Source organism: Actinophytocola xinjiangensis, assembly GCF_001921215.1.
GTDB classification, from domain to species: domain Bacteria; phylum Actinomycetota; class Actinomycetes; order Mycobacteriales; family Pseudonocardiaceae; genus Actinophytocola; species Actinophytocola xinjiangensis.
In genome coordinates this window covers 116311-138477 of the sequence record NZ_MSIF01000018.1, presented here as the reverse complement: position 1 = coordinate 138477, position 22167 = coordinate 116311, and the positions used below count along the sequence as shown (strand labels likewise).

At 71.5% G+C, this 22167-nt stretch carries 23 protein-coding genes; 10 read left to right on the top strand and 13 right to left on the bottom strand.

The window, feature by feature from the left end:
- Together BLA60_RS29615 and BLA60_RS45780 are read left to right on the top strand one after the other, a co-directional pair.
- The gene (locus BLA60_RS29615) at positions 1-303 is read left to right on the top strand and encodes a hypothetical protein (RefSeq protein ID WP_075136314.1); all 303 of its coding nucleotides are present in this window, start codon (positions 1-3) and stop codon (positions 301-303) included.
- A 22-nt stretch (positions 304-325) separates the two neighbouring features.
- Positions 326-1582 carry a CHAP domain-containing protein gene (locus BLA60_RS45780; RefSeq protein ID WP_075136313.1) on the top strand — a complete coding sequence of 419 codons (1257 nt, stop codon included), beginning with the start codon at positions 326-328 and terminating at the stop codon, positions 1580-1582.
- A gap of 7 nt (positions 1583-1589) precedes the next feature.
- Here the strand turns inward: BLA60_RS45780 and BLA60_RS29605 are convergent, their stop codons facing one another.
- The 9 genes from BLA60_RS29605 to BLA60_RS29565 form a co-directional block, all read right to left on the bottom strand.
- The gene (locus BLA60_RS29605) at positions 1590-1871 is read right to left on the bottom strand and encodes a hypothetical protein (RefSeq protein ID WP_075136312.1); all 282 of its coding nucleotides are present in this window, start codon (positions 1869-1871) and stop codon (positions 1590-1592) included.
- Positions 1868-2362: a hypothetical protein gene (locus BLA60_RS29600; protein ID WP_075136311.1), complete on the bottom strand. Its 495-nt coding sequence runs from the start codon at positions 2360-2362 to the stop codon at positions 1868-1870. The genes BLA60_RS29605 and BLA60_RS29600 overlap by 4 nt, the downstream gene beginning before the upstream one ends.
- The gene (locus BLA60_RS29595; protein WP_154814702.1) at positions 2359-3696 is read right to left on the bottom strand and encodes a putative T7SS-secreted protein; all 1338 of its coding nucleotides are present in this window, start codon (positions 3694-3696) and stop codon (positions 2359-2361) included. The genes BLA60_RS29600 and BLA60_RS29595 overlap by 4 nt, the downstream gene beginning before the upstream one ends.
- Before the next feature lie 7 nt (positions 3697-3703).
- Positions 3704-4006, bottom strand: a complete 303-nt coding sequence (locus BLA60_RS29590; protein WP_154814701.1) for a hypothetical protein — start codon at positions 4004-4006, stop codon at positions 3704-3706.
- Positions 4007-4099: 93 nt separating this feature from the next.
- Positions 4100-4915, bottom strand: coding sequence for a hypothetical protein (locus tag BLA60_RS29585; protein ID WP_075136308.1), 816 nt, complete (start codon positions 4913-4915; stop codon positions 4100-4102).
- Positions 4916-5029: 114 nt separating this feature from the next.
- Positions 5030-5374, bottom strand: a complete 345-nt coding sequence (locus BLA60_RS46595) for an aldo/keto reductase (RefSeq protein WP_425427103.1) — start codon at positions 5372-5374, stop codon at positions 5030-5032.
- 49 nt (positions 5375-5423) lie between these two features.
- Positions 5424-6632 carry a vWA domain-containing protein gene (locus BLA60_RS29575; protein WP_075136307.1) on the bottom strand — a complete coding sequence of 403 codons (1209 nt, stop codon included), beginning with the start codon at positions 6630-6632 and terminating at the stop codon, positions 5424-5426.
- Positions 6629-7816 (bottom strand): AAA family ATPase, encoded by a 1188-nt coding sequence (locus BLA60_RS29570; RefSeq protein WP_075136306.1) that lies wholly within the window; start codon positions 7814-7816, stop codon positions 6629-6631. Before BLA60_RS29570 ends, BLA60_RS29575 begins: the two co-directional genes overlap by 4 nt.
- Before the next feature lie 78 nt (positions 7817-7894).
- Positions 7895-9226 (bottom strand): hypothetical protein, encoded by a 1332-nt coding sequence (locus tag BLA60_RS29565; protein ID WP_211288890.1) that lies wholly within the window; start codon positions 9224-9226, stop codon positions 7895-7897.
- A 116-nt stretch (positions 9227-9342) separates the two neighbouring features.
- On the opposite strand from BLA60_RS29565, the gene BLA60_RS29560 reads away from it, so the two are divergent.
- From BLA60_RS29560 to BLA60_RS29550, 3 genes are all read left to right on the top strand, one after another.
- Positions 9343-9969: a nucleotidyltransferase domain-containing protein gene (locus BLA60_RS29560; RefSeq protein WP_075136305.1), complete on the top strand. Its 627-nt coding sequence runs from the start codon at positions 9343-9345 to the stop codon at positions 9967-9969.
- An 81-nt stretch (positions 9970-10050) separates the two neighbouring features.
- The gene (locus tag BLA60_RS29555) at positions 10051-10221 is read left to right on the top strand and encodes a hypothetical protein (RefSeq protein ID WP_154814700.1); all 171 of its coding nucleotides are present in this window, start codon (positions 10051-10053) and stop codon (positions 10219-10221) included.
- 349 nt (positions 10222-10570) lie between these two features.
- On the top strand, positions 10571-11584 hold the full coding sequence (locus BLA60_RS29550) for a CehA/McbA family metallohydrolase (protein ID WP_211288889.1): 1014 nt from the start codon (positions 10571-10573) through the stop codon (positions 11582-11584).
- A gap of 186 nt (positions 11585-11770) precedes the next feature.
- Here the strand turns inward: BLA60_RS29550 and BLA60_RS29545 are convergent, their stop codons facing one another.
- Positions 11771-12709 (bottom strand): LysR family transcriptional regulator, encoded by a 939-nt coding sequence (locus BLA60_RS29545; protein ID WP_075136302.1) that lies wholly within the window; start codon positions 12707-12709, stop codon positions 11771-11773.
- Between the two features lie 128 nt (positions 12710-12837).
- On the opposite strand from BLA60_RS29545, the gene BLA60_RS29540 reads away from it, so the two are divergent.
- The 5 genes from BLA60_RS29540 to BLA60_RS29520 are packed head-to-tail and all read left to right on the top strand — an operon-like array spanning position 12838 to position 17680.
- Positions 12838-13983, top strand: a complete 1146-nt coding sequence (locus tag BLA60_RS29540; RefSeq protein ID WP_211288888.1) for a hypothetical protein — start codon at positions 12838-12840, stop codon at positions 13981-13983.
- Positions 13980-14501, top strand: a complete 522-nt coding sequence (locus tag BLA60_RS29535) for a TRAP transporter small permease (RefSeq protein ID WP_075136300.1) — start codon at positions 13980-13982, stop codon at positions 14499-14501. Before BLA60_RS29540 ends, BLA60_RS29535 begins: the two co-directional genes overlap by 4 nt.
- Positions 14498-15790, top strand: coding sequence for a TRAP transporter large permease (locus BLA60_RS29530; RefSeq protein WP_075136299.1), 1293 nt, complete (start codon positions 14498-14500; stop codon positions 15788-15790). The genes BLA60_RS29535 and BLA60_RS29530 overlap by 4 nt, the downstream gene beginning before the upstream one ends.
- A 21-nt stretch (positions 15791-15811) precedes the next feature.
- Entirely contained in the window at positions 15812-16846 is a 1035-nt protein-coding gene (locus BLA60_RS29525; protein WP_084735367.1) for a TRAP transporter substrate-binding protein, read from the top strand.
- Positions 16847-16861: 15 nt separating this feature from the next.
- The gene (locus BLA60_RS29520; protein WP_075136297.1) at positions 16862-17680 is read left to right on the top strand and encodes an NAD-dependent epimerase/dehydratase family protein; all 819 of its coding nucleotides are present in this window, start codon (positions 16862-16864) and stop codon (positions 17678-17680) included.
- Positions 17681-17784: 104 nt separating this feature from the next.
- Here BLA60_RS29520 and BLA60_RS29515 read toward each other — a convergent pair whose 3' ends face one another.
- The 3 genes from BLA60_RS29515 to BLA60_RS29505 all read right to left on the bottom strand — a co-directional run bounded on the left by BLA60_RS29515 (position 17785) and on the right by BLA60_RS29505 (position 22119).
- Positions 17785-18606: an alpha/beta hydrolase gene (locus tag BLA60_RS29515; RefSeq protein ID WP_075136296.1), complete on the bottom strand. Its 822-nt coding sequence runs from the start codon at positions 18604-18606 to the stop codon at positions 17785-17787.
- A gap of 84 nt (positions 18607-18690) precedes the next feature.
- Positions 18691-19695, bottom strand: coding sequence for a DUF3558 family protein (locus BLA60_RS29510; RefSeq protein ID WP_084735365.1), 1005 nt, complete (start codon positions 19693-19695; stop codon positions 18691-18693).
- Between the two features lie 90 nt (positions 19696-19785).
- Positions 19786-22119: a penicillin acylase family protein gene (locus BLA60_RS29505; RefSeq protein ID WP_245812209.1), complete on the bottom strand. Its 2334-nt coding sequence runs from the start codon at positions 22117-22119 to the stop codon at positions 19786-19788.
- Positions 22120-22167: the final 48 nt, after the last annotated feature.

Here is a 22167-nt window from a genome sequence, read left to right as displayed (position 1 = left end):
ATGGACGGATTCACCGTCAACTACGAAGCTCTCGAACAGTGCCGTACCGAGCTGTCCGGTCAGGCGGGGCCGATGGCCGCCGCCGGGGACGGCCTGCCCACCGGGGTCAGCGCCGGCTCGTTCGGTGACCTCGCCGGGGCCGGCGCGCTCGCCGACGCGGTGACCGCGTTGTCCTACGCCGCCCGCGACGAGATCGACACGGCGAGCGAACGGCTCACCCAGGTCGGGGTCGCGGTCGAGGCCGTGATCGACAGCGTCCGTGAGACCGACCGTGACCGGGCCAGGTCGCTGACCCCGGCCTGACACCGCAGGAGGTGCGGACACCATGACACACAAGGACGACGCGAGCGCCCTGCCCGGCAGCGCGCCGCGACTGGCGGCCCTGGCCGACCCGGTCTACGTGACGGCCGACGGCGGGGTGTTCGACGAACTCGGCGCCAGGTTCACCGAGGCCGGTGGCCGGACCGCGGTGGTGACGAACAAGGTCAGGTCGGTGATCGGTGAGGTCGACGGCGCGTGGGACGGCACGTCCGCCGACAGCTTCGTGGCCTACATGGACACGTTCACCGCCGCCGGCCTGGCCGTCACCGACGCCCTGACCAACGCGGCGTCGGACCTGCGCAACGCCGGCGGCACGGTGCAGGGCGCGCGGGACGCGCTGGAGGGCGTGTTCGCCAACCTCGTGACCGAGGTGGAGGCGATGGGCTGCCCGGCGGAGGAGGGCGAACTGGAGCGGCAGGTCGACGAGACGGTCGCGCGGTACCGGCCGCAGGTCGAGGAACAGGTCGAGCTGGCGGGCTCGGCGCTGACCGACGCCGCGTCGGCGCTCTCGGGCCTGCTGGAGGGCGTCAACCCCCGGTTCTCCACGATGCCCGGCCCGGACACCGGCACGTTCGCGCCGACGCCTGGCGAGCCGCTGGAGTGGATCCCCACCATTCCCGAACAACCGGGCCCAGACGGCCAGGAACCGGGCGGCGGGTCACCAGGCGGCGGGTCACCTGGCGGCACAGCCCCGGGCGAGGCGCCCGGCGGCACTCCCGGTGAGCCCCCTGGGCAAACGCCCGGTGGCGGACCCCCGGGCGGTGCTCCGCCCGCCGGTGAGGCACCGGGCGAGGAGGTCCCGCCGGGTGGGGAGGTCCCGCCGGGTGAATCGGCTCCGGACGCCGGGGCCGAGGGCAGGATCCTCGACGTCGCCCGGGGCGAGCTCGGTTTCGAGGAGGGCCCCGGCGACCAGAACAAGTACGGTCCGGCTGACGCGTGGTGCTCGTCGTTCGCCACCTGGGTCTGGCGTGAGTCCGGTGTGGACATTCCGTCGCTGCCGTTCACCGGTGATGTCTACACCTGGGGCCAGGAACGCGGCCTGGCCTACGACGCCGGCGACCTCGGCCAGGCCCGACCCGGCGACGTGCTGCTGTTCGGCACCGGCCCGGAGTCCACGAGCACCAGCACCCACATCGGCATCGTGGAGTCGGTCAACGGCGACCAGGTCACGCTGATCGAGGGCAACTCCAGTGACCGGGTCCAGCGCGTCGACCACAGCCTGTCCAGCGGAAAGTTCTACGGCGGCGTACACCCGCGGTAGCCCGGTCTCACCACTGGCCGCTGAACACCCTGCCCGCCAGCGGTTCCTCGCCGTCGTCGTCGTCCGGTTCGGGTCGTTCGGGTCGCGCCCGCGCCGCGACGACGGCGTTGGCCGCCCGTGCCTCCGGCAGGTGGTCGGCCCGCCCCTCGACGATGTCCGCCCAGGTCGTCCGGCCGTCGCGGACCGCTCTGGCCAGACCACGCAGGTGTCGCGGGGCGCCGGTCGCCTCGGTCGCCAGCCGCAACGTCTCCGCGCTCACCCGGCGGTACGGTGGCAGGACCTCTGTCATGCCGCTCCTCTGGCCTTGGCCCGCAGGGTGGCGACGAACCGGTCGAAGTCCCGGACCGCCACCGGGGCCTGGTCCGCCGTCGCCGTCAGGACGATCGTGAGCAGGGCCTGTTTCGTGGTGTTCCCGGTGTCGCGCAACGTCATCAGGAGGTGCACCTGGACCAGGTCGAGGCGGACCTCGCCCACGGTCGTCCTCAGCCGCACGCTCTGGGTCAGGCCCGGTGCGGCGCCGGAGCCGAACAGGCAACGGTGCGTCACGGCGACGTCGGCGTGATCGTCGAGGGTGCGGACCGACGCCTCGGCCGCCTCGATCATCGACCACTCCGGTCGCTTCGGCCTCGCCGCGACGGTGAGGTTGGGCGTGAAACCGTCCCCGGAACGGGGATCGATCGCCACGAACGCCGCCTGCGGGGCACCGGCCTGGTCGGGGTCGGTCGCCACCCAGCCCTCCGGCAGCCGGAAGGTGATCGGGATCGGCAGGTGCGCGCTCATCGCAACGGCCCGTCGAACAGATCGGAGATCCTGCCGATGACGCCGCCGTCCTGGTAGTACTCGAGGACGGCGTCGTTGAACTCGTCCACGTCGATGGTGACCTCCCAGCCCAGTTGACCACCGACCCCGAGCACGGCGGCCACCTCACCGCCGACGACGAACCGGCCGTCCTCGAACGACACCTCGGTGCCGACCTGAGCGCCGACGCCCGCGCGGAGTTCGCCGTTGGCGCCCACGGTGACCCCGGCGACCTCCACCGCGGCGGCACCGGTCACCTCGGCCCCGGCGAACGCGCCGGCCTCGATCTCCACGCCGTCGGGGCCGACCGACAGCGTCGCCTCGGCCTCGGCGAGGACACCGGCCTCGGCGCTCGCGGTCGCCTCGACGGAGCCGACCGTGACCGAGCCCTCGGCGTCGACCCGCACCCCGACGGAGGCGTTCGCGCTCGCGTCGAGGCCGTCGGTGGACAGCGTGATCCCAGCGCCGGCCTGCGCGCCGACGGTGACCTCGACCGACCCGGCGAGCCGCACGTCGCCGAGCTGGACGCTGCCGTCCGCGCCCGTCTCGAACAGGGCGGCCTCGACGGCGACGTCCCATTCGGCCAGCGTCGCCCGCACACTGGGCGCGTCGTCCTCGCTGGTGGTGGCCGGCGGCTGCTCGCCGAACTCGGTCACCGAGACGTCGCCGTCGAGGAACTGGTGCTCGGTGCGGGAGACCGCGGCCGTGCCGTGCTCGGTGAGGTGCTGGCTCGCCGCGACCGCCGCCGACACGAGCCAGGTCGGGGCGCCGTCACCGGTGCCGCTCTCCGCCGCGATCACCTCCCCGGTCGCCAGCGCCACCTCGGCCAGTCGCGCACGCGCGTCGCCGAGAATGGTCCTGGCCTCGGTGCGGTACGGCTCGCTCACCGTGGACGGCGGGGGCGGCGGCGGGGTCGCGGTGACCGTGACGTTCGGGTCCTGGGGTTGGGCCGATTCGTAGGCGGCCGCGGCTTCCGCCTCCACGACGTCGGCCAGCGCCCACTGCGCGACGGCTTCCTGGGCGCGCAGCTGCGCCGTGCGCAGCGCCTCGGCGTACTCGTGCAGCGCGCGCGTCACGTGCAGGGTGGCGAGCCGGGCGTCGTGCCAGTGCTCGGCCTCCGGCGCGAACCGCTCCCAGAACGCCTCGGCGCCCCGGCCGGACCAGCTCGGCGTGTCGATCGCCTTGACCGCCCGGTAGGTGTCGAGCAGTGTGTCGCTGCTCGCGTGCAGTGCCTCGGCGTCGAACGCCACCGCTTCCGGCGCGCCGGGAACCAACTCGCTCACGACGGTCGTCTGACCGAGTTCCTTCACGTCCACGACCGGCTCACCCACCCGCGACCGAGGTGACCGACCGCGCCGCCTCGGCCTCCTGCGCGTCGTAGGTGTCGGCGGCGGCCACCAACGCGGCGGCGGCGGAGTCGGCGCGCGCGGACAGCGCACCGATCGCGATCGTCCAGGTGGCACAGAACCGCGCGAGTCCGGCGTGCACATCGCCGACGCCGTAGGCGTTCTCGCCACTGGTCACCAGGTCGACGCCGTCGGCGGGCCCGACCGCGTCCGCGACGTTCCCCCCGGCGACGCGCAGTTCACCGGGATCCACCTGGTAGTCCCGTTCCCCATCACTCACGGCCATCCCCGTTCTTTCTGCGAGGGCGACAATCCTGGCACGCGGTCGCGACGCGACATTCCACATTCGTGGGAGCCGAACACAGGAACTTGCCTATGCGAACCGCGTGGCGCCGAACTTCTTGCGCGCGCGGGCATATCTGACGGTCGCCCAGATCAGGTTGAGCACCGCCACCGGCACGAGCAGCACCACCAGGGCGGCCTTGCCGCCGGCTCGGCCGCTGGGGGAGGCGTCGAGTCCGTCGACGACCAGGATCGTCACCGTGGCACCGACGACGACGCACGACAGCAGCGCCGACGCCGTGACCAGAGCTCGCCGTGCGGTCACCAACCGGTCGTCGCCCGGCGGTCGGGCCCCGCGCGCCCAGAGCCCCAGCGCGGTCGTCAGCGCGAGGCTCACCACGACGGCCCCGGCGACGAGCAGCCAGGTGGTGGTGGCGCTCAGGCCCGACCCGGCGGAGTGTGCCTCACGGTAGGCCGCGCGGAACTCGTCCCACGCGGCGTGGAACGCGGCGGCGTCGGTGGTGTACCGCGCTACCAGGGTGTCCCACGACGACGGGTCCACCTCGGCGCCGACACCGGCGATCGCGTTGACGTCACTGATCACCGACCCGGTCAGGTCATGCGCGGCGACCAGGGCGTCGCGGCACGCCTTGGCGTCGGCGGGGCACGGGTATCGGGTCGTGACGGTGCGGGCGCCGGCCAGGGCCACCGAGGCGGCGGTCGTCCGTGCCCGGAGGCCGGGGGTGGGGCCGGTCGTGCCTGACAGCAGCGGCGTGAGGGCGTCGACCTCGTTGCGTGCGGACAGGATGAGCGCGTCCGCGGGCGTGCCGCCGTCGTCGGCCGCGGCGGAGGGGAGGGCGATGACCCCGAGGAACAGCAGGGTCATCGCGACGACCGCGGATCTCATGATGTCTCCTCGCGGACAGGACCTTCGGCACGGATCCGTTACCTGACGGCGGCCGGACCGGGTCGGTTCCTCGGGGAGTACAGGACTTTCCGGGTGCAACGGACCACCCCGACGTCAGCCCAGCTCGGCGATGTCCTCCTCGGTCAGCACCAGCTCACCGGAAGCGACGTTCTCCTCAAGGTGCGCGACCGAGCCGGTGCCCGGGATGACCAGCACGTTCGGCGAACGGGCCAGCAGCCAGGCGAGCGCGACCTGCTGCACGGACGCGCCGTGGCGGGCGGCGACCGCGTCGAGCCGTTCGGCGGTGAGGGGCTGAGAACCGCCGGATCGGTCCCTCGTCCCGCAGCCCCACAAGGGTCTCGAGCGCGCCCGCCAGGGAGCGGCGGCCCGGTCGAGGTCGCCCAGGCGCAGGTTCACGACGTCGACCCGGTCCAGGCTCAGCGACGGTTCAGTACTCACGTCGGTCCACAGTAGTCGCGGGTGCTCGCGCACGACGGCCTCGAAGGGGTCAGCCCACGGTGACCACCCGCGCCCAGTCCGGCGGGAGGACGGGCTCGTGGCGGTCCTGCTCCCGTCGCGGGCGGGGGAACAGGCCCACGACCGTTCGGGCGGGCGGACGGGTGTCGGGCCAGGGTGTCTGGCCGTCGGTCAGGGCCACGATGACGTCGGGGAGCGGGCGGCCGCGCAGTGCCGTGGCGAAGCCGGTGCGCAGGTCCGTGCCGCCGCCGCCCACCAGGGGGATCCCCTGCGCGCCGCACAGTTGGCCGGTGAGGTGGGCGGCGGCGTCGCACGACAGCACCGAGACGAGGTCGCGCCGGCCGCCGACCGCGCGGACGATCGCGGCGATCTCGAGGATCGCGCTGCCCAACTCGGCGTCGCTCACCGACGCGGACGTGTCGACGATGACGCAGACGCGCGGCGGTCGCCGCCGCAGGCTCGGCAGGATGACGCCGGGCAGACCGGCCGACCGGCGCGACGGTCGGCCGTAGGTGTAGTCCTCGCCCGCCCCGGTCATCGCGTGGCGTAGCGCCGTCCCCAGCAGTTCCCGCCACGGCGCCGGCGGGTGGAACGCCTGCTCGGCCCAGCGCTGCCAGCCTTTCGGGACGTTTCCCGGGCTGCCGTTGATGCCGTGCGCGACGCGGAAGCGGACGGCGTCTCGTTCCTGTTCGCTGAGCCCGTGCGCGCCGTCGGTGCCCAGGTCCCAGGGGCGTTCCAGCCCGTCGGCGCCGCTGCCGCAGTCCAGCCAGGCGAAGGCGTTGGTGAACGGCCCGAGCCGGAACTGACGCAGGTAGTCCTCCATCAGCTGTCCCTCGGACAACCTGAGCACCTCCGGGTGAACGGCGCCCTCGGGCCGGGGCAGCCCCGCGCCGAAGACGTCGTCGTTGATCTCGCAGTCCGCGGCGATGTTCATCCGCAGGTGCTCGCCCGGCCCGGTCAGTCCGTGGTGCGCGGCGAACCGGGCGCCGCGCCCGTGGTGGTCGCGCAGCAGGTGGGCGACCTCGTGCACCCAGACCGCGGCCAGTTCCGCCAGCGGCGTGCGATCCACGAACGCGGGCGACACGTAGCAGCGCCAGTGGCGGTCCACGGCCATCGTCGGCACCGTCGAGGACTCCACCGCGTGCAGCGCGAACAACGCCGTCGCCAGATAGGGCCGGAGCCGGACGGCGTGCAGCCGGGCGGCGAAGAGCTTCTCCTCGTCCAGGGTCCCCGGCGTCATCGGTGCTCACCCGCGCCGAGCGTGGCCTGGTCGGCCCGACGGGACAACGACACCGCCGTGGACAGTCGGTCGATCGCCGCCGGCACCGGCCAGTCGTCGCGGCGCAGCGCGGCGAGCGTGGCCGCCGGCACGACCACCAGGTCCGGGGCTCCGGTGTCCAACGCCAGCACCAGCAGCGACCAGGCAGCGTCCCACCGGGACCGTTCCGGCCGCGAGCGCACCGCCGCCACCACACCGTCGAGCACCGTCTGGCGCAGGTCGCCCCGCTCGGGCAGGACCGCCGCCGCCGGGTCGGCGAGCAGCGTCTCGGGGTCGGGCAGATCCATCCGGTCCAGACTGGCCAGCAGTTCCAGACCGGGCCCGTCGCCGACCGCGCCCCGCACCAGCATGGACAGCACCTCCCGCGAGGTGCCCGCAGCGGTGGCGAACGCGATCAGCCGCAGGGTCATCTCCCAACTGCGTGGCGAGGGCCACGGGCCGCCGCGGCCGAGTTCGTTGTTCGGCAGCCGGTGGACGAGTCCGGGCCTGGCGGCCAGCAGCCCACACACCGCCCGCCGGGCGAACGTCACGGCCTCGGGCAACCGGTCCCGGTCCAGCCGGGGCAGCGCCGCCTTCGGCCAGGTCCCGCCCAGGCCACGCACGACGACGTCGTGGTCGTAGGTCCATCGCAGGTGGACGAACCGGTTGGCCAGCGGCGGGCTCAGCTCCCACCCGTCGGCCGAGGAGGACCGCGGGTTGGCGGCGGCCACGATCCGCACGCCCGGCGGCAGCCGCAGGGCGCCGACGCGTCGTTCGAGCACCAGGCGCAGCAGCGCGGCCTGCACGGCCGGCGGCGCGGTGGACAACTCGTCCAGGAACAGGAGCCCGTGGCCGGCCCGGACCAGGCGCACGGCCCAGTCCGGCGGGGCCATCGGCACGCCCTGCCGCGCGGGGTCGTCGCCGACCACGGGCAGACCGGAGAAGTCGGACGGTTCGTGCACGCTGGCGATCACCGTGGTCAGCGGCAGTTGGAGTTCCTCAGCGAGCTGGTTGAGCGCCGCGGTCTTGCCGATGCCCGGCTCGCCCCACAGCAGCACCGGCAGGTCGGCGGACACGGCCAGCGTCAGGGCGTCGAGTTGGGCGTCGGCCCTCGGTTCGGTGGTGGTGTCGTGCAGCAGGGCCAGCAGATCGGCGGCGCTCTCCATGGTGGTGGACAGTGTTGATCACCTCGGGGTCGAGTCGGGGCCGTGTGTCGGCCAGGGGTGTGAGTGAGAAAGGGTGTTTCAGCGGTCGGCCGCGTGACGCGGACGGGTCCGCGGCCCGCGACGGCGGGTGTCCTGTGTGGACCGAAGCGGTGCTGGCCCGGCCAGACCGGCCCGATACAGCCGATGCGCGGTCCGGCGGTGCACCGCCGTCTCCAACTCGTCGCGCAGCGCGCCGTCGCGCAGCGGCACGTCCGGTCCGAGCAGCGCCTCGACGGCGGCGAGCGCGCCGGCGGTGTCGCCGTGGTCCAACCGGGCGCGAATCTCGGCGAGCGTGTCCGGATGTCGATGTGTCTGGTCGATCGCCCGCAGGCACGGCAGTTCGGTGCCGCCCAACGCGCCCAGCAGTTCCTCGCGGCGGATCTCGTCGGGGTCGTGGTCCAGTGCGACGAGCGCCCCGTTCACCACACCGATTCGATGCGTGGCGCCACGGCAGTCGACCAGACGCGAAGTCCCCGCGCCGTCGGGACTTCGTGACCCGGCCGGCCGATGGCCGAGCCCCGCCGCGACGAGCGGATGCAGTTGGTCGCGGTCGATCAGGCCGGCGTGGAGCAACCGCAGGTCGGGCAGCGCCCAGGTCGCGGCGTCGGGCAGGACCGGCATCCCACGGCCGCCGACACCGACGGTCACCTCCGGCTGGCTCCCCAGGTTCAGCGTCAGCCGATGTCGGGTACTCAGCCGCACGGCGACGACATCGCCCCCACATCCCCGCGCGCGCAGCAGCAGCGTCGCCTCGGCCAGCCACCGGTCCACCGCGCAGGCGCCCACCCCGGCCGGGAGCCGGGCCGCCGCGAGACCGCCGGCGCAGGGCCAACGCCCGGACCGCTCCCGCAACTCACCGACCCTGCGCACGTCCCACAGATGGCGGTGCAGATCGAGACGGAACCGGGGGTCGGGGCGGGGATGCGGGTGAAGACCCGCCCCGGCCGAGGGCCGGGACGGCATCCACAGCGCGAGGCTGATCCGCTGACCGGCCTGCGCCCACGCCGGTGGCGTGCGCGCCACGAGGTGTGTCTCGTCGCCGCTGTCGGCCGTCGGAGGGTACCGGGCCAGGGACAGCGTGAGCCCCGGACGCAGCAGGCCCTCCGGCCCGACTCTCGGAAAATGCCAACGAAGCAGGTCAGGAGCGAGCTGACGCAGATCACCTCGGACCTGTGCGGCCAACCAGCTGCCATGGTCCCGGCGCACGGCGCGCAGGTTGAGATCGACGTCGACACGTGCGGCGGCACAGGCCCCGGCCCAGTCACCCACCGCCCGCCGGGCCGCGGCTGACTCGATCATGGACGGCGGCACGGCGAACTCGCGCACGTGCGCCCAGAGGAGAAGATTCTCGTTCGCGGTCAGGGGGCGCATCAGCACTCACCTGTGACGAACGGAACCCCCGATCTGTTCAGAGAGGTAGTCATCGCGGCAAGCCTAGCAGGACCGACACCGACCCCCGGCCCACCTGGGTGGGAGACCATGTGCTCATGGTCAGGACACACACACCGTGGGGTGTATGGGAACCGGCGACCCTGACCGAGGTCGTCGCGCTGTTCTCCTGGCTGCCGGTGCACTGGTGGGTCGCCGGCGGCCACGCCATCGAACTCGCCGTCGGCCACCCGATCCGCGACCACGGCGACATCGACGTCCTGGTGCTGCGCCGTGACCAACTCGCCGTGCGGCGCGCCCTGGCCGACTGGGAATGGTGGGCGGCCGACCCGCCAGGGACGCTGCGGCCCTGGCAGCCGGGAGAAACCCTGCCGCCCCAGGTGCACGACATCTGGTGCCGGCCCACCAGCCAACAGCCCTGGCGAATCCAGGTCATGCTCGACGAGTCCCACGGCACCGACTGGGTATCCCGCCGCAGTGCCCGCCTCCGCCGCCCCCTGGCGACCGTCGGCCGGACCAGCGCCGACGGAACGCCCTACCTCGCCCCCGAGATCCAGCTCTTCTACAAGGCCGAAGGACTCCGGCCGAAGGACGAGATCGACTTCACGGCCGCCCTCCCACACCTGTCGGCCGACCAACGCCGTTGGCTGCACCGGGCGATCGCCGACACCTACGGCGTCCACCCGTGGTCCCCGAGGCTGCGCACCGCCGCACCTGACCGGTGAGGGCGGCCTGGTCCGGCCATGACGTGGTCACCGCGGGTTGACCGTGACGCCGACGTCAAGGTTCTGGCGTGGCCTGGTCCGTTGAGCGACGACGAGGACCTGGCGCACGTGCCCACGTGCCGGGAGGCGATCACGCTCTACGAGCGCAGGCTGGCGACCGTGCGCCGGCAGCTGGCCGTGCTGTCCGAAGTGGAGACGACCTTGGCGCGACGGCTGCGCCTGCTGCGGACCCACCGCGCGGAGGCGTCGTAGCGGCCGGGCGGCCCGCGAGGTCGCGACCACCCCTCGCCGAACCTCGGCCGCAGGGCGGTGGCAACGTCATTTTTCCTACGAATGACCGCAGCGTCGCGGGGTTGCTCGGGACCAGACTGGGGGTATGGGCCACCATCATCACCACACCAGCAGCGATCAGGACGACACGAAGGTAGGTCGCCGCAGAGCTTTGGCTGGCGCTGCCGGCCTTCTGACCCTTGCCGCGCTTCCCGGCACCGCACAGGCACAACAGGCGACGACGGCCCGTTCGGGCGAACCCCGGACACCGCGGCCCGGCGCGTCCCGCGCGTCCCGGATCACCCAGGCCACCACGCTGGTCCACGCGGACATGCACAACCACACGATCATGTCGGACGGGGACGGCGATCCGGCGCTCGCCTTCGTGTCGATGCGTGACGCCGGGCTGGACGTCGCCGCCCTCACCGACCACGCGACGCTGTTCTCGATCGAGGGGATCAGCGACCGCGAGTGGGACCGCACCAGGGAGTTGGCCGACGCGGCGAACGATCCCGGCCAGTACACGGCGATCCGCGGGTTCGAGTGGTCGCATCCGCTGCTCGGCCACGCCAACGTGTGGTTCACCGACGAGTACGTCGACCTGCTCGGCGCCTCCGGGATGGGCGACTTCTTCGACTGGTTGGGCGAGCACGGCGGGGTGGCCAGCTTCAACCACCCCGGTCGTGAGCCGGGCCGGTTCGACGAGTTCACCTTCCGCGACGGTGTCCGTGACCAGGTGGTCGGCCTGGAGATGTTCAACCGCACCGACGACTACCTGTTCGAGGCCTGGTCGGACGGCAAGGCCTCCCCGCTGGTGAAGTGTCTCAACGCCGGCTGGCGCACCGGGCTGTCCGGCGTCACCGACGAACACGGCACCGACTGGGGTTTCCCGGAGGGCAAGGGCCGCAGCGGGCTGTGGGTCACCGAGAACACCCGGCAGGGAGTGTTCGACGCCATGCTGGCGCGCCGCTCCTTCGCCACGCGGACGTCCGGACTGCGCCTGGACGCCACGGCCAACGGCGTGCGCATGGGCGGCGAACTGCCCGTCGCAGGCGGCGACATCCGCTTCGCCGTCGACCTCGACCGGGGGCCGGACTGGACCGGGAAACCGTTGACCATCCAGGTCCTCCGGCCGGGCGAGTCGGCACCCGAGGTGGTCGACGTCGTCGACACCACGTCGGGCACCGTCGCCGAGTTCACCGTGCCGCTCTCGGCCGACGACGGCAACTGGGTCGTGCTCCGTGTCGCCGACCCCACCCAACCCAACGACCACCCCGGCCCGGACGGCCATCCCTGCAACGACCTCGGCATCGCCTACGCCAGCCCCTGGTGGCTTCGCACCTGACGCACGGCCTCGGCTCGAACCGCATCTCCCACGATTCCGCGAGAAGGCGACGGTCCCGTTGTCGCACGTTGGCGGTCCTTCGGAACCCCAAAGGTCCTGAGACCTTGCGCCGGACAGCACGGGACCGGCGAGGCGTTGGTGCCTCGCCGGTCCCGGCGCTCGTCCACCGCCTACCGGGGCGGACCGTCATACCTTCAGTGCATCGTCGTGGCGGGTAGCCACTTCCTGGACGTGGTGCAGGACGTGTCTGAGCAGGGGCGTGAGTTCGCCGCGTGCCCAGATCGCGTGCAGTTCGACCGGCCGGGCGGGATCACTGTCCGGATGCCCGCCTTCGAGGTCGTTGAGCCGTTTGTAGACCAGGCCAGGGACTCCCAGCGTGGATGCGCTGGCTGGTACCAGAGCGACCCCCTCTCCCGCGGCGACGAGCACCATCGCGGTGAGGATCTGCTGGACGTGCTGGACGATGCGGGAGTGGCCGTTGACCAGGAACCGGACGGTGAGCTCGTGGAAGTACCGAGCCTGAACCGGGTGGTAGCTGATGATGGGGAGACCGTCGAGGTCCTCGGGGCCGAGCGGCCCTTCGACGGTCGCCAGCGGATGAGCGGCCGACACGACGGCGTACAGCGGTTCCCGCGCGACCACCCGCGACGAGAGGACCGTGGTGTCGAACGGCGGCCGGGCCAGCCCGAGGTCGAGTTCACCACGTCGGATCCCGTCGACCTGCCCACCCGTGACGCGCTCGTGGAGAATGACCTGCACGTCCGGTAGATCCTTGTCCAGGCTGACCAACAGCGGACCGAGAATCCGGATCGCCGACGTGGCGGTGAAGCCGAGGTGCACCGTGCCGGCGGAGCCGGATTCGACTCTTCTGGCATGCGCGACGGCCTGGTCCAGGGCGTTGAAGATCCGATAGGAGTCCTCCAGGAACTCCGATCCGGCCGACGTGAGCGCGACCGTGCGGTTGCTTCGTTCCAGCAGGGTCGCTCCGACCGCTGTTTCCAGCTTCTGGATCTGCCGACTCAGCGGCGGCTGAGTCATCGACAGGCGTTCGGCGGCGCGACCGAAGTGAAGTTCCTCAGCCACGGCGATGAAGCAGCGGACCTGATCGAGTGTCACGGGGGCCATGGCTCATCACCGTAGCAAGACATCAATACCTTCAGAGCATCGTGCGATTCGATATGAGGTTTGCGCAAGCATCGCCGCACCTGCCAGCATCACAACGCTGACCCTGTCCCATTTCCACGGGAGCGATCGTGACAGCGAACGTCATCGGCTACGCCTACCCCTGGGACGTGCTTGGCGATCCCGGGTTCGTCGAGCGAGTGCGAGGGCTGGGAGTCACCACCGTCGCCGTCGCGGCGGCGTATCACACGACCCGGGCCGCCACGCCTTTTCACCCCTCCCGGCGACTGGTCGACGCGCGCGGCGCGGCCTTCTACCGCCCGGTGCGCACCGGGGCCTGGTCGGGCCGCCTGATCCCGGCCGAGGCCGACTGGGTCGACGACCCGGATCCGTTCGGCAACGCCACCGCCCTCCTCAGCGACGCCGGCCTCGAGGTGGCGGCGTGGACCGTCCTGACCCACTCCACGCGAGTCGGCGAGGCCAACCCCGACATCGTGGTCGTCAACTGCTTCGGTGAGCCCTATCCGTACGCGCTGTGCCCACAGTCCGGCGAGGTTCGCGAGTACGCCGCGACCCTGGCCGCCGAAGCACTACGGGACACCGCCAGTTCGGCGATCGTGCTCGAGGCCTGCGGACAACTCGGAATCCAGCACGGCGGGCACCACGAGAAGACGGCCGGAGCGTACGACGACCGAACTCGCCGACTCCTGTCGATCTGTTGCTGCCCGGCCTGTCGGCAGGCCTGGACCGGTCGGGGGCTCGATGCCGACAGGGTGATCGCCGACCTGCGTGCCGCCACGAGCCACGGCGCGACGAGTCAGCCGTCACCGGACCTGCTGCGAACACTGCTCGACGTCAGACATGCCGCCACCGACGCCCTGCGCGCCGAGGTCATCCGGGCGGCCCGCGCGGCGGCCGGCCGGTCACCGCGGATCATCCTGCACGCCCAGCCCGACCCGTGGGAGACCGGAGCCCTGCCCGGGCTCACCGCCACCGCCCCCGGCGACGTCGACACGGTGGTCGCACAGTGTTGGGCCACCGACGCGGCGTCCGTCCAGAACGCGGCGCGCCTGACCGAGACGGTCGCGGGCCGGGCGACGCCGGGGGCCTTCGTGACCGTCCTGCCGCCGACCAGGGCCGAGGAGTTTCCGCGCCACCTGAGCGCGCTCCGCGATGTCGGCGTCGAGCAGTTTCACCTCTACCATCTCGGGCTCGCCGGCGCCGACCGGCTGCCGTTGCTCGCCGAGGCCAGCCGAGCGACGGCGGGTGTCGCGTGATTCGCCGTGTCTGGCGTGCCATCGACGCCGTGTTCGAAGGCTTCACGGTGTCGTGTCTGGTGGCGGTGACCTTCGTCCTGCTGTGGCAGGTCTTCGGGCGCGAGGTTCTCGGCAACTCCCCGGCGTGGAGTGAGGAGACGGCCAGGATGTTGTTGGTCTGGCTCGGATTCCTGGCCGCGGCCATCGGCTTCCGCGAAGGTGCGCACATCGCGATCACCTTCCTCGTCAACCGCTTTCCCACACTGCTCCGCCGCGCCATCGAGTGGTTGATCACCGGGCTGGTCCTGTTGTTCGGCCTGTACCTCATCGTCCAGGGCAGCGAGTTCGCCATCGACACCCGGCACGCGACCCTGCCGGGCACCGGACTTCCCCGCAGCATGCTCTACGTCGCGATGCCACTGGCCGGGCTCATGATCGTGCTCTACACGACCCTGCGGATCCTCGGTGTCGACACCGCACGGTTGAACGAAGAGACCGACGAGGCGATCGACAAGGCCCGCGCGGACGGTGCCTCATGACCGATCCCCTCGCCATCGTCATCCTGATCGGCAGTTTCGCCCTCCTGATCGCGCTGCGCGTTCCGATCGCGCTCGCGCTCACCCTGTCCGCCGTCTTCGAGGCCTTCTACCTGGGGATCCCGCTGATCATCGTCGGCCAACGGATGGTCGCCGGGTTGGACGCGTTCGCGTTGCTCGCGATCCCGCTGTTCATCCTCGGCGGCGAGATCATGGGCGCCGGCGGCATCTCCCGTCGACTGATCAACCTGGCGATGCTGTTCGTCGGCCGGTTACGTGGCGGTCTCGCACTGGTCAACATCGGCGCCAGTACCTTCTTCGGGGCGCTGTCCGGTTCGTCGGTCGCCGACGTCTCGGCAGTCGGTTCGGTGACGATCCCGATGATGAAGAAGAAGGGCTACGGCACCGACTACTCGGTCGCGGTGACCATCTCCGGTGCCGCGCAGGCGGTGATGATCCCGCCGAGTCACAACCTGATCATCTACTCGATGGCGGCCGGCGGCGTCTCCATCGGCGCGCTGTTCACCGCGGGGATCCTGCCAGGGATCCTGCTCGGCGCCTCCTTGATGATCGCGGCGTACGTGGTCGCCGTGAAGCGGAACTACCCGAAGGAGGAGAGTGTCCCCATCGCGGAGATCCCCAAGATCATCAGGGACGGACTGCTCAGCCTGCTGATGCCGGTGATCATCCTCGGCGGCATCCTCAGCGGCGTCTTCACGGCAACCGAGTCGGCCGTGATCGCCTGTGTCTACGCCTTCATCCTGACGTTCGTGGTCTACCGGGACATTCCGGTCAAGGCGATGATCCCGATCCTTCGCAAGACCGTCCGCACCCTCGGTGTCGTCCTGTTCATCATCGGTGCGGCCAGTGCGTTCGCCTACTTCCTCGCGTTCCTCAAGATCCCGGCGATGGTCACCGAAGCGCTGCTCGGGCTGTCGGACAACAAGATCGTCATCCTCCTGCTGATCAACCTGCTGCTGTTGGCCCTCGGGGCCGTCATGGACATGGCGCCACTGATCCTGATCATGACTCCGATCCTGCTGCCGGTGGCGACCAGCCTCGGCATGGACCCGGTGCAGTTCGGGATCATGCTGGTGCTCAACCTGGCCATCGGCCTGATCACCCCACCGGTCGGCAACGTCCTGTTCGTCGGCTGCGCGATCGGCCGGACCTCGATCGAGAACGTCACCAGGACGCTGCCCATCTTCCTGCTCCCGATGATCGTGGTGCTGCTGCTCATCACCTTCGTTCCCAGCCTGTCGCTGGCACTACCGAGCATCTTCGGCCAATAGAGATCACGAAAGGTGAGATCCATGAGAACACCGTTCCCGATGACGCCGCCGAAGACGCGACGGAGGACAGGATTCGTCGGTCTGGCGGCCGCACTGTCCCTGGTTCTCACCGCCTGCGGCGACGACGGTGGCGGAAGCGGTGGGGCGGAGTACTCCTGGCGCCTTGCCGAAGTGCATCCCGAGAACTATCCGACCACCGTGGGCGACCAGAAGTTCGCCGAACTGGTGGCGGAGAAGAGCGACGGCCGGATCACCATCGACGTGTACCCGGGTGCGCAGCTCGGCGAGGAGTCGGACGCGATCGAGCAGGTACAGCTCGGTTCGATCGAGCTGACCCGGGTGAGTTCGGCACCCATGACCGAGTTCGCCTCCGGGATGGGCCTGTTCGGCCTCCCCTACATCTGGGACGACGCCGACCACATGTGGCGATTCCTCAAGGACGAGGACGGCGGCGAGAAACTCCTCGACGGGCTGTCGGACGCCGGGTTCCACGGGGTGACCTACATGGACCCCGGCGCGCGCAGCTTCTACACCACCGACAAGGCCGTCAGGTCCCCCGACGATCTCAAGGGCCTGAAGATCCGCGTCCAGGAGTCCCAGGTGATCATCGACTTCATCGAGGCACTCGGTGCCTCGCCGACCCCGATGGACTACGGCGAGGTGTACAGCTCACTGCAGAGCGGACTGATTGACGGCGCGGAGAACAACGCGCCGAGTTACTACTCCGCGTCCCACTTCGAGGTCGCCAAGAACTTCACGCTCGACGAGCACATGCGCGTCGCCGAGCTCCTGGTGATGAACAGGGACATCTGGGACAGCCTCTCGGCCGATGACCAGGCGATCATCGAGGACGCCGCGACCGAGGCCGCGGAGTTCCAGCGCACGACGTGGGACGCGCAGGTCGACAAGGACATGGCGGCGTTGAAGAAGGAGGGCGTCACCATCACCGAGATCGACGACCTCGAGCCGTGGCGCGCCGCCGCCCGACCGGTCATCGACAAGTACGGCGACGAGTTCGCCGACTACCTCGCCAAGATCGACGAACTGCGCGAGTGAGAAGGAACCAACGGCATGACTGAGACCATTGTCGTCACCGGCGCCAGCGGCGGGGTCGGACGCATGATGCGTACCCGGCTCGCCCGGCAGGGCCGGGTGCTGCGCCTGGTCGACGTGGTCGACCCGGATCCTCCCGCGCCGGGCGAGGCCGTGGAGGTGATCGCTGCCTCGGTGACCGACGAGCGGGCGATGCTGGCCGCCTGTGCCGGCGCCGACGCGGTCGTTCACCTGGGCGGGATCAGCGTCGAGGCGCCGTGGCCCGACATCCTGTCGAACAACGTCGACGGCACCCGCGTCCTCCTCGAAGCCGCGCGCGACGCGGCCGTCAGACGGGTCGTGCTCGCGTCGAGCAACCACGCGGTCGGGTTCCACGAGCGCGGCGCGGCACCCGAGAACGGGTTGGCGGCAGAGTCCTTTCCCCGGCCGGACACCTATTACGGCGTCAGCAAAGTGGCCGTCGAGGCTCTGGGAAGTCTGTTCCACTCCCGTTTCGGGATGGACGTGACCTGCCTGCGCATCGGCTCGTGCTTCGAGAAACCGTGGGATCCGCGGTCCCTGTGGACCTGGCTGTCACCCGAGGACGGCGCGCGACTGTTCGAAGCGTGCCTGTCGACACCGACCCCCGGTTTCCGAGTGGTGTGGGGCATCTCCGCCAACACCCGACGCTGGTGGTCACTGGAGGCAGGACACGAGATCGGCTACCACCCGCGGGACGACTCGGAGGTGTACGCCGAGGAGGTTCTGGCGAACTTCGACGGAGATCCCGAGGCGCCCGAGCAGACACTGCTGGGTGGCAAGTTCTGCTTCACCCCCCTTGGCGAACATCAGATGTGAACGCCGGTCTCACGCCGTCGGACGGGGAGGACCGTTCGGCGGGGTGAGAAGCAGGGCGAACACCGCCAGGGTGGGGACCAGTACCCGCTTCGCGAACGTCTTCCTCAGGCCAGCGCGTCGGCGACGGCGCGCGCGCCGGGCTCGCCGAGCAGGATCGTGTAGTGGTTGGTGCCGGGCACGGTCCGCACGGCGAGACCGATCGCGGCCGGGTCCGGGTAGAGGCCCTCCGGCTGGTCGAACATGCCGCGCTCCGCCCGCAGGAACACGGTGTCCGGCGGCAGGGCCGTGTAGGCGGCCAGGGGTTCGGCGCCCTCGTGCAGGTCGACGAAGTCGGCGCGGACCGCGTCGCCGTTCACCCCGCTGCGCAGCCGCGGCGCCGCTCCGGTGAGGTCATAGTCCACATAGGACTCAATGGCGGGGTTCCACACGGCGAACGACGGGTGCCGCCGCCAGAAGTCGTGGTAGTCGGCGGCGGAGGCGAACGTCATCGACAGGCGCGCCACCGCGGGACCGAGCGCCGCCTCCAGGCCGACACCGTCGGGCAGCGCCAGCGGAGTGCCCCCGTCGACCAGCACGAGCCGCGCCACCCGCGACGGGTACCGGTGCGCGAGCACCGACGCCACGAACCCGCCCATCGAGTGCCCGACCACCACCGCCCGGTCGATGCCCGCCGCGTCCAGCACCGCGACGCAGTCGGCGGCGTGCGCGGCCATCCCGTACGGGCCGGGCAGCGATCCACTGCCCCCTCGTCCGCGCAGGTCCGGCGCCACCACCGGCCCGGTGACCAGCGGCGCGACCAGGCCCCACGCCAGGTGGTTGGCGGTGATGCCGTGGATCGCGAGCACCGGCGGTCCGTCCGCCGGTTCGCCCCACCGCGCCACCGTGAGGGCGCCACCGCGCACCGGAACCTGGGACAGCGTCGTCATGGCACGTACCCTCGCGCCAACAGGCCCGCCGGTCAACATCCCGCACGGCCTCCCGGGTCGAGCTCACCCACCCAGTACCGCCCGTCAGGTGGCGATCAGCGGCAGTCCCGGCTCGATGTCGGCGGCGAGACCGGCGGTGGTGCGGCACGCGGTCTCGCCGTCGCCCGGTTCGAGCACCACGCTGCTGATCTCCACGGACGTCGCCGCGGTCACCTCGAGCCGGTAGGCGCACCGGGTGTCGTCCCGGGTCTCGTAGGCGGTCCGCTCGTTCACCACGTGGGTGGGTTGCCCACCGTCGTCCGCCCCGGTCGCCGCGCCGGAGGTCCAGAGGGTGATGCTGACGAGGGAGAGTTCGCCGGGAGCGGTGGCGCCGGTGTGGTAGCGGCAGGAGCGGGTGACCTCGGCGGAGACGGTGCCCTTCCCCAGGCGCAGCGCGACCTGCCGGTCCTGGGGGACCAGCTGGCAGGGGTCGAGCCCGAGGACGTCGACCGGCCGGTCGTGGTCGGCGCGCGGAGCCTCGGAATCGGGGGCGGGCAGCGTGGCCGCCAGCAGGCGGGTGAGGTCGGGGAACCCGCAGTCCTGCCCGCCGCCACGCGGCGCGGCCTCCAGCGACGAGGTCGCGTTCACCTGGAACAGCAGCCGGCAGCCGACGGGCAGCGTCGATGGCCCGACCTGGAGAACCGTACGGCCCTCGACGGTCGTGGTGGTGACCTCGGCGTCGCGTTCCCGCTGGTAGGTCTCGGCCAGCCGTGGCGCGTCGGCGACCCGGTTCGGCGCGGCACTGTCCCGGAGAACGAGCTCCAGACCGCTGATCCCCGACCGCGACGGATCGTCGAGCACGTTCGTCGTCACGAACGAGCACGACCGCCGGTGGCCTTCCTCGGCCCGGTCGGACACCCGCAGTCGCAGGTCGGCCTGATCTCCTGCGGTGAGCAGCTCACACGGGTCGAGCTCGGCCACCGTCGCCGGCGGCGGCGCGCCGTCCCCGCCGTCGTCGCCACCGTCGGCGCACCCCGCCAACACCAGCGCCGCCACGGCGCCCACCAGCCACCGCCGCCACCCACGATCTCCCCACCAGGCATCCCGCATCCGCCCATGATGGCAAGCCAGGAGACTCCCCGGAACCGGAACCCTCCGGCCCGTGCGCGGCCGCCCGACGACGGCCGCGCACGGTCGCGGTCAGCGCAACCGAACCACCCTCAGCGCCGGCGAGGACAGGATGTCCCGCTCACAGAAGCGGGACCGGACCCACTTCCCGTCCGAGAACAACCTCGTCTGGTCGGCGAAGTGCGGCGAACCGGGATCGCTCGACTGCGAGAAGGTCAGCAGTGTCGCCGCGTCCGGGCAACGGCCACCGGTGTAGGACACGGCCTGGATGTGGCTCGACCCGTGCACCACCTCGACGCCGCCCGCCGTCGGATCCCACGTGGAGATGATCATGTTGAGGACGCCGTGCGAGTTGTGCCCGCCGTGGACGGGAATCCGCTCGCCGTCACGGACGACCACGAAGTTCTCCCCGAGCGGCGCGTCCGGCTCGATGCCCGCCGCCCGCAGCTCGGCGATCGCGTCACCGAGAGCCACCGCCACCGACGGGTCCGCCGTGTCGAGCGTGTGGGGGGTGCCCACCGGATCGGCCGGGTCGAACGGGACCAGCCACAGGTCATGCGCCTCCACCCGCAACCAGAACCGTTCGAACAGCAGCGCGCCCCGGCTGCCGGCCCTCATCGTCGCGTCCCAACGGGACAGTGCGGTACACGCGTCGCCGACCGCGACGGTGCCGCCGCCGGTCGTCGGCGCCAGCCCGCCTGGCAGCGACGCACACAGCTCGGCGACCCGCCCGGCCTCGCGTTCGCCGACGAAGCTGCGGTCACCGAACAACAGATCCTGCATCGACCGGCGGGTGAACGACCCCAGCTCCTCCTCGACCGCCGTGATGCCCATGCGGGTGCGGGGAGAGCGCTCGGTGCCGAGGTCACCGATGATCCTCGGGTAGCCGGTGATCGGCTGGCGCGGGTTGGACAACCACGCGCTGTCGTTGGAGTTCTCGACGTAGTCGGACCTGGTGAGCACCGGCATCCTGGCGGGACCGAAGATCCCCGGCACGAGCGCGTCCCGGTCGCGGCCCCACGCACAGTCGCCCCGCGCGCCGTCGAGCACGGAGATCCCGGAGCCGGGGAAGATCGCCCGGCCGAGCGGCGTGTTGCACCGGGCGGCCAACTCGTCGGTCACGTGCGGGACCACCTGGACGTCGGCGAACAGCGCGCGACCGGACTGGTCGGTGGCGATCGTGTTGACCCACGGCACGCCCTGCGTGCGCGACAGCACGTCGACGACGTCGTTCGTGCTGCGGGTCCGGCCCAGGTCGAACCAGGTGTTCAGGCCGCGCAGGTTGCCCTGGTTGGCGTCGCGGATCGTGAACGCGGTCGCGGTCGTCCAGTTCAGCGGCAGGCCGAAGACCGGAGACAGGACCGGGCCGTAACGCGTGGAGTAGAGCGTGCGCTCCACGGTGCCGATCGACCCGTCCTCGTCGCGGACCTCCACCCGCACGAGGCGGCTGGTCATCCGCTCCGCCCGGCCGTCGACGAGATAGCTCGTCGGGTCGCCGGGCACCAGGCTGACCTCGTAGAGGCCGAAGGTGGTCGGGGTGGCGACGGTGTGGGTCCACGCCACGTCCTTGTTGAAGCCGATCTGGATCAGAGGCAGGCCGAGCAGGCTGGCGCCGCTGACGTCGAGCTTGCCGGGCACGGTCAGCTGCGCCTGCCAGAACCGGCGGCCGCCGTGCCACGGGTAGTGCGGGTTGCCCAGCAGCAGCCCTCGCCCGTTCGCGGTGCCGTCCCGGCCGACCGCGATGCCGTTGCTGCCCATGTCGGCGCGATCGCCGAGCGCGGAGCGGACCCGCTGCGCCGCGTCCGGGGGAACCGGCGCGGGGTCGCTGGGCGCCGACGGCGGTGTCGCGGCGGCGATCCCGTCGATCGCCTGACCCTGGCCGGCGATTGTGGTCAGCGCGTGGAAGTGGCGGTACACCTGGAGTTCGCTGATCGGACGTACCCACTCGGCGCCCCGGCAGGCGGGGTCGGAGATCCGTGAGCGGCCGGTGTCGCGCAGCCAACGGTTGTAGCCGGCGACGTAGCCGCGGACGATCTCCCGGACCTCCGCGCGCGGGCCGCCCGGTGCCGGCGCGGCCACGGCGCGCTCCACCACCCGGGAGTCGTTGACCTGCTGGAAGTGCAGGTCGCTGGCGAGACTGGTGCGCGCCGAGCCGAACGCCGAGTTCCCCGGGGCGTCCGCGCCGAGATACCTGGCCCGCTGGGCGTCGACGGTCAGGTACGTGTCGGCCAGGACACAGACGTTGTCCTTCGCGGCGGCGTACCCGTAGCCGTAGCCGACGCCGGCGAAGTCGTGCGCCTTGATGTGCGGGATCCCGTACTCGGTGTACCGGATGTCGGCCGCGAGCCGGTGCCCCTCCCGTAACTCGGTGCGCGCCGGCGCACCGGCGGCAACCCCCGAAACCATGGTCAACACCGTCGCGGCGGCAGAGATCACCGCGACGGTCCGGATTTT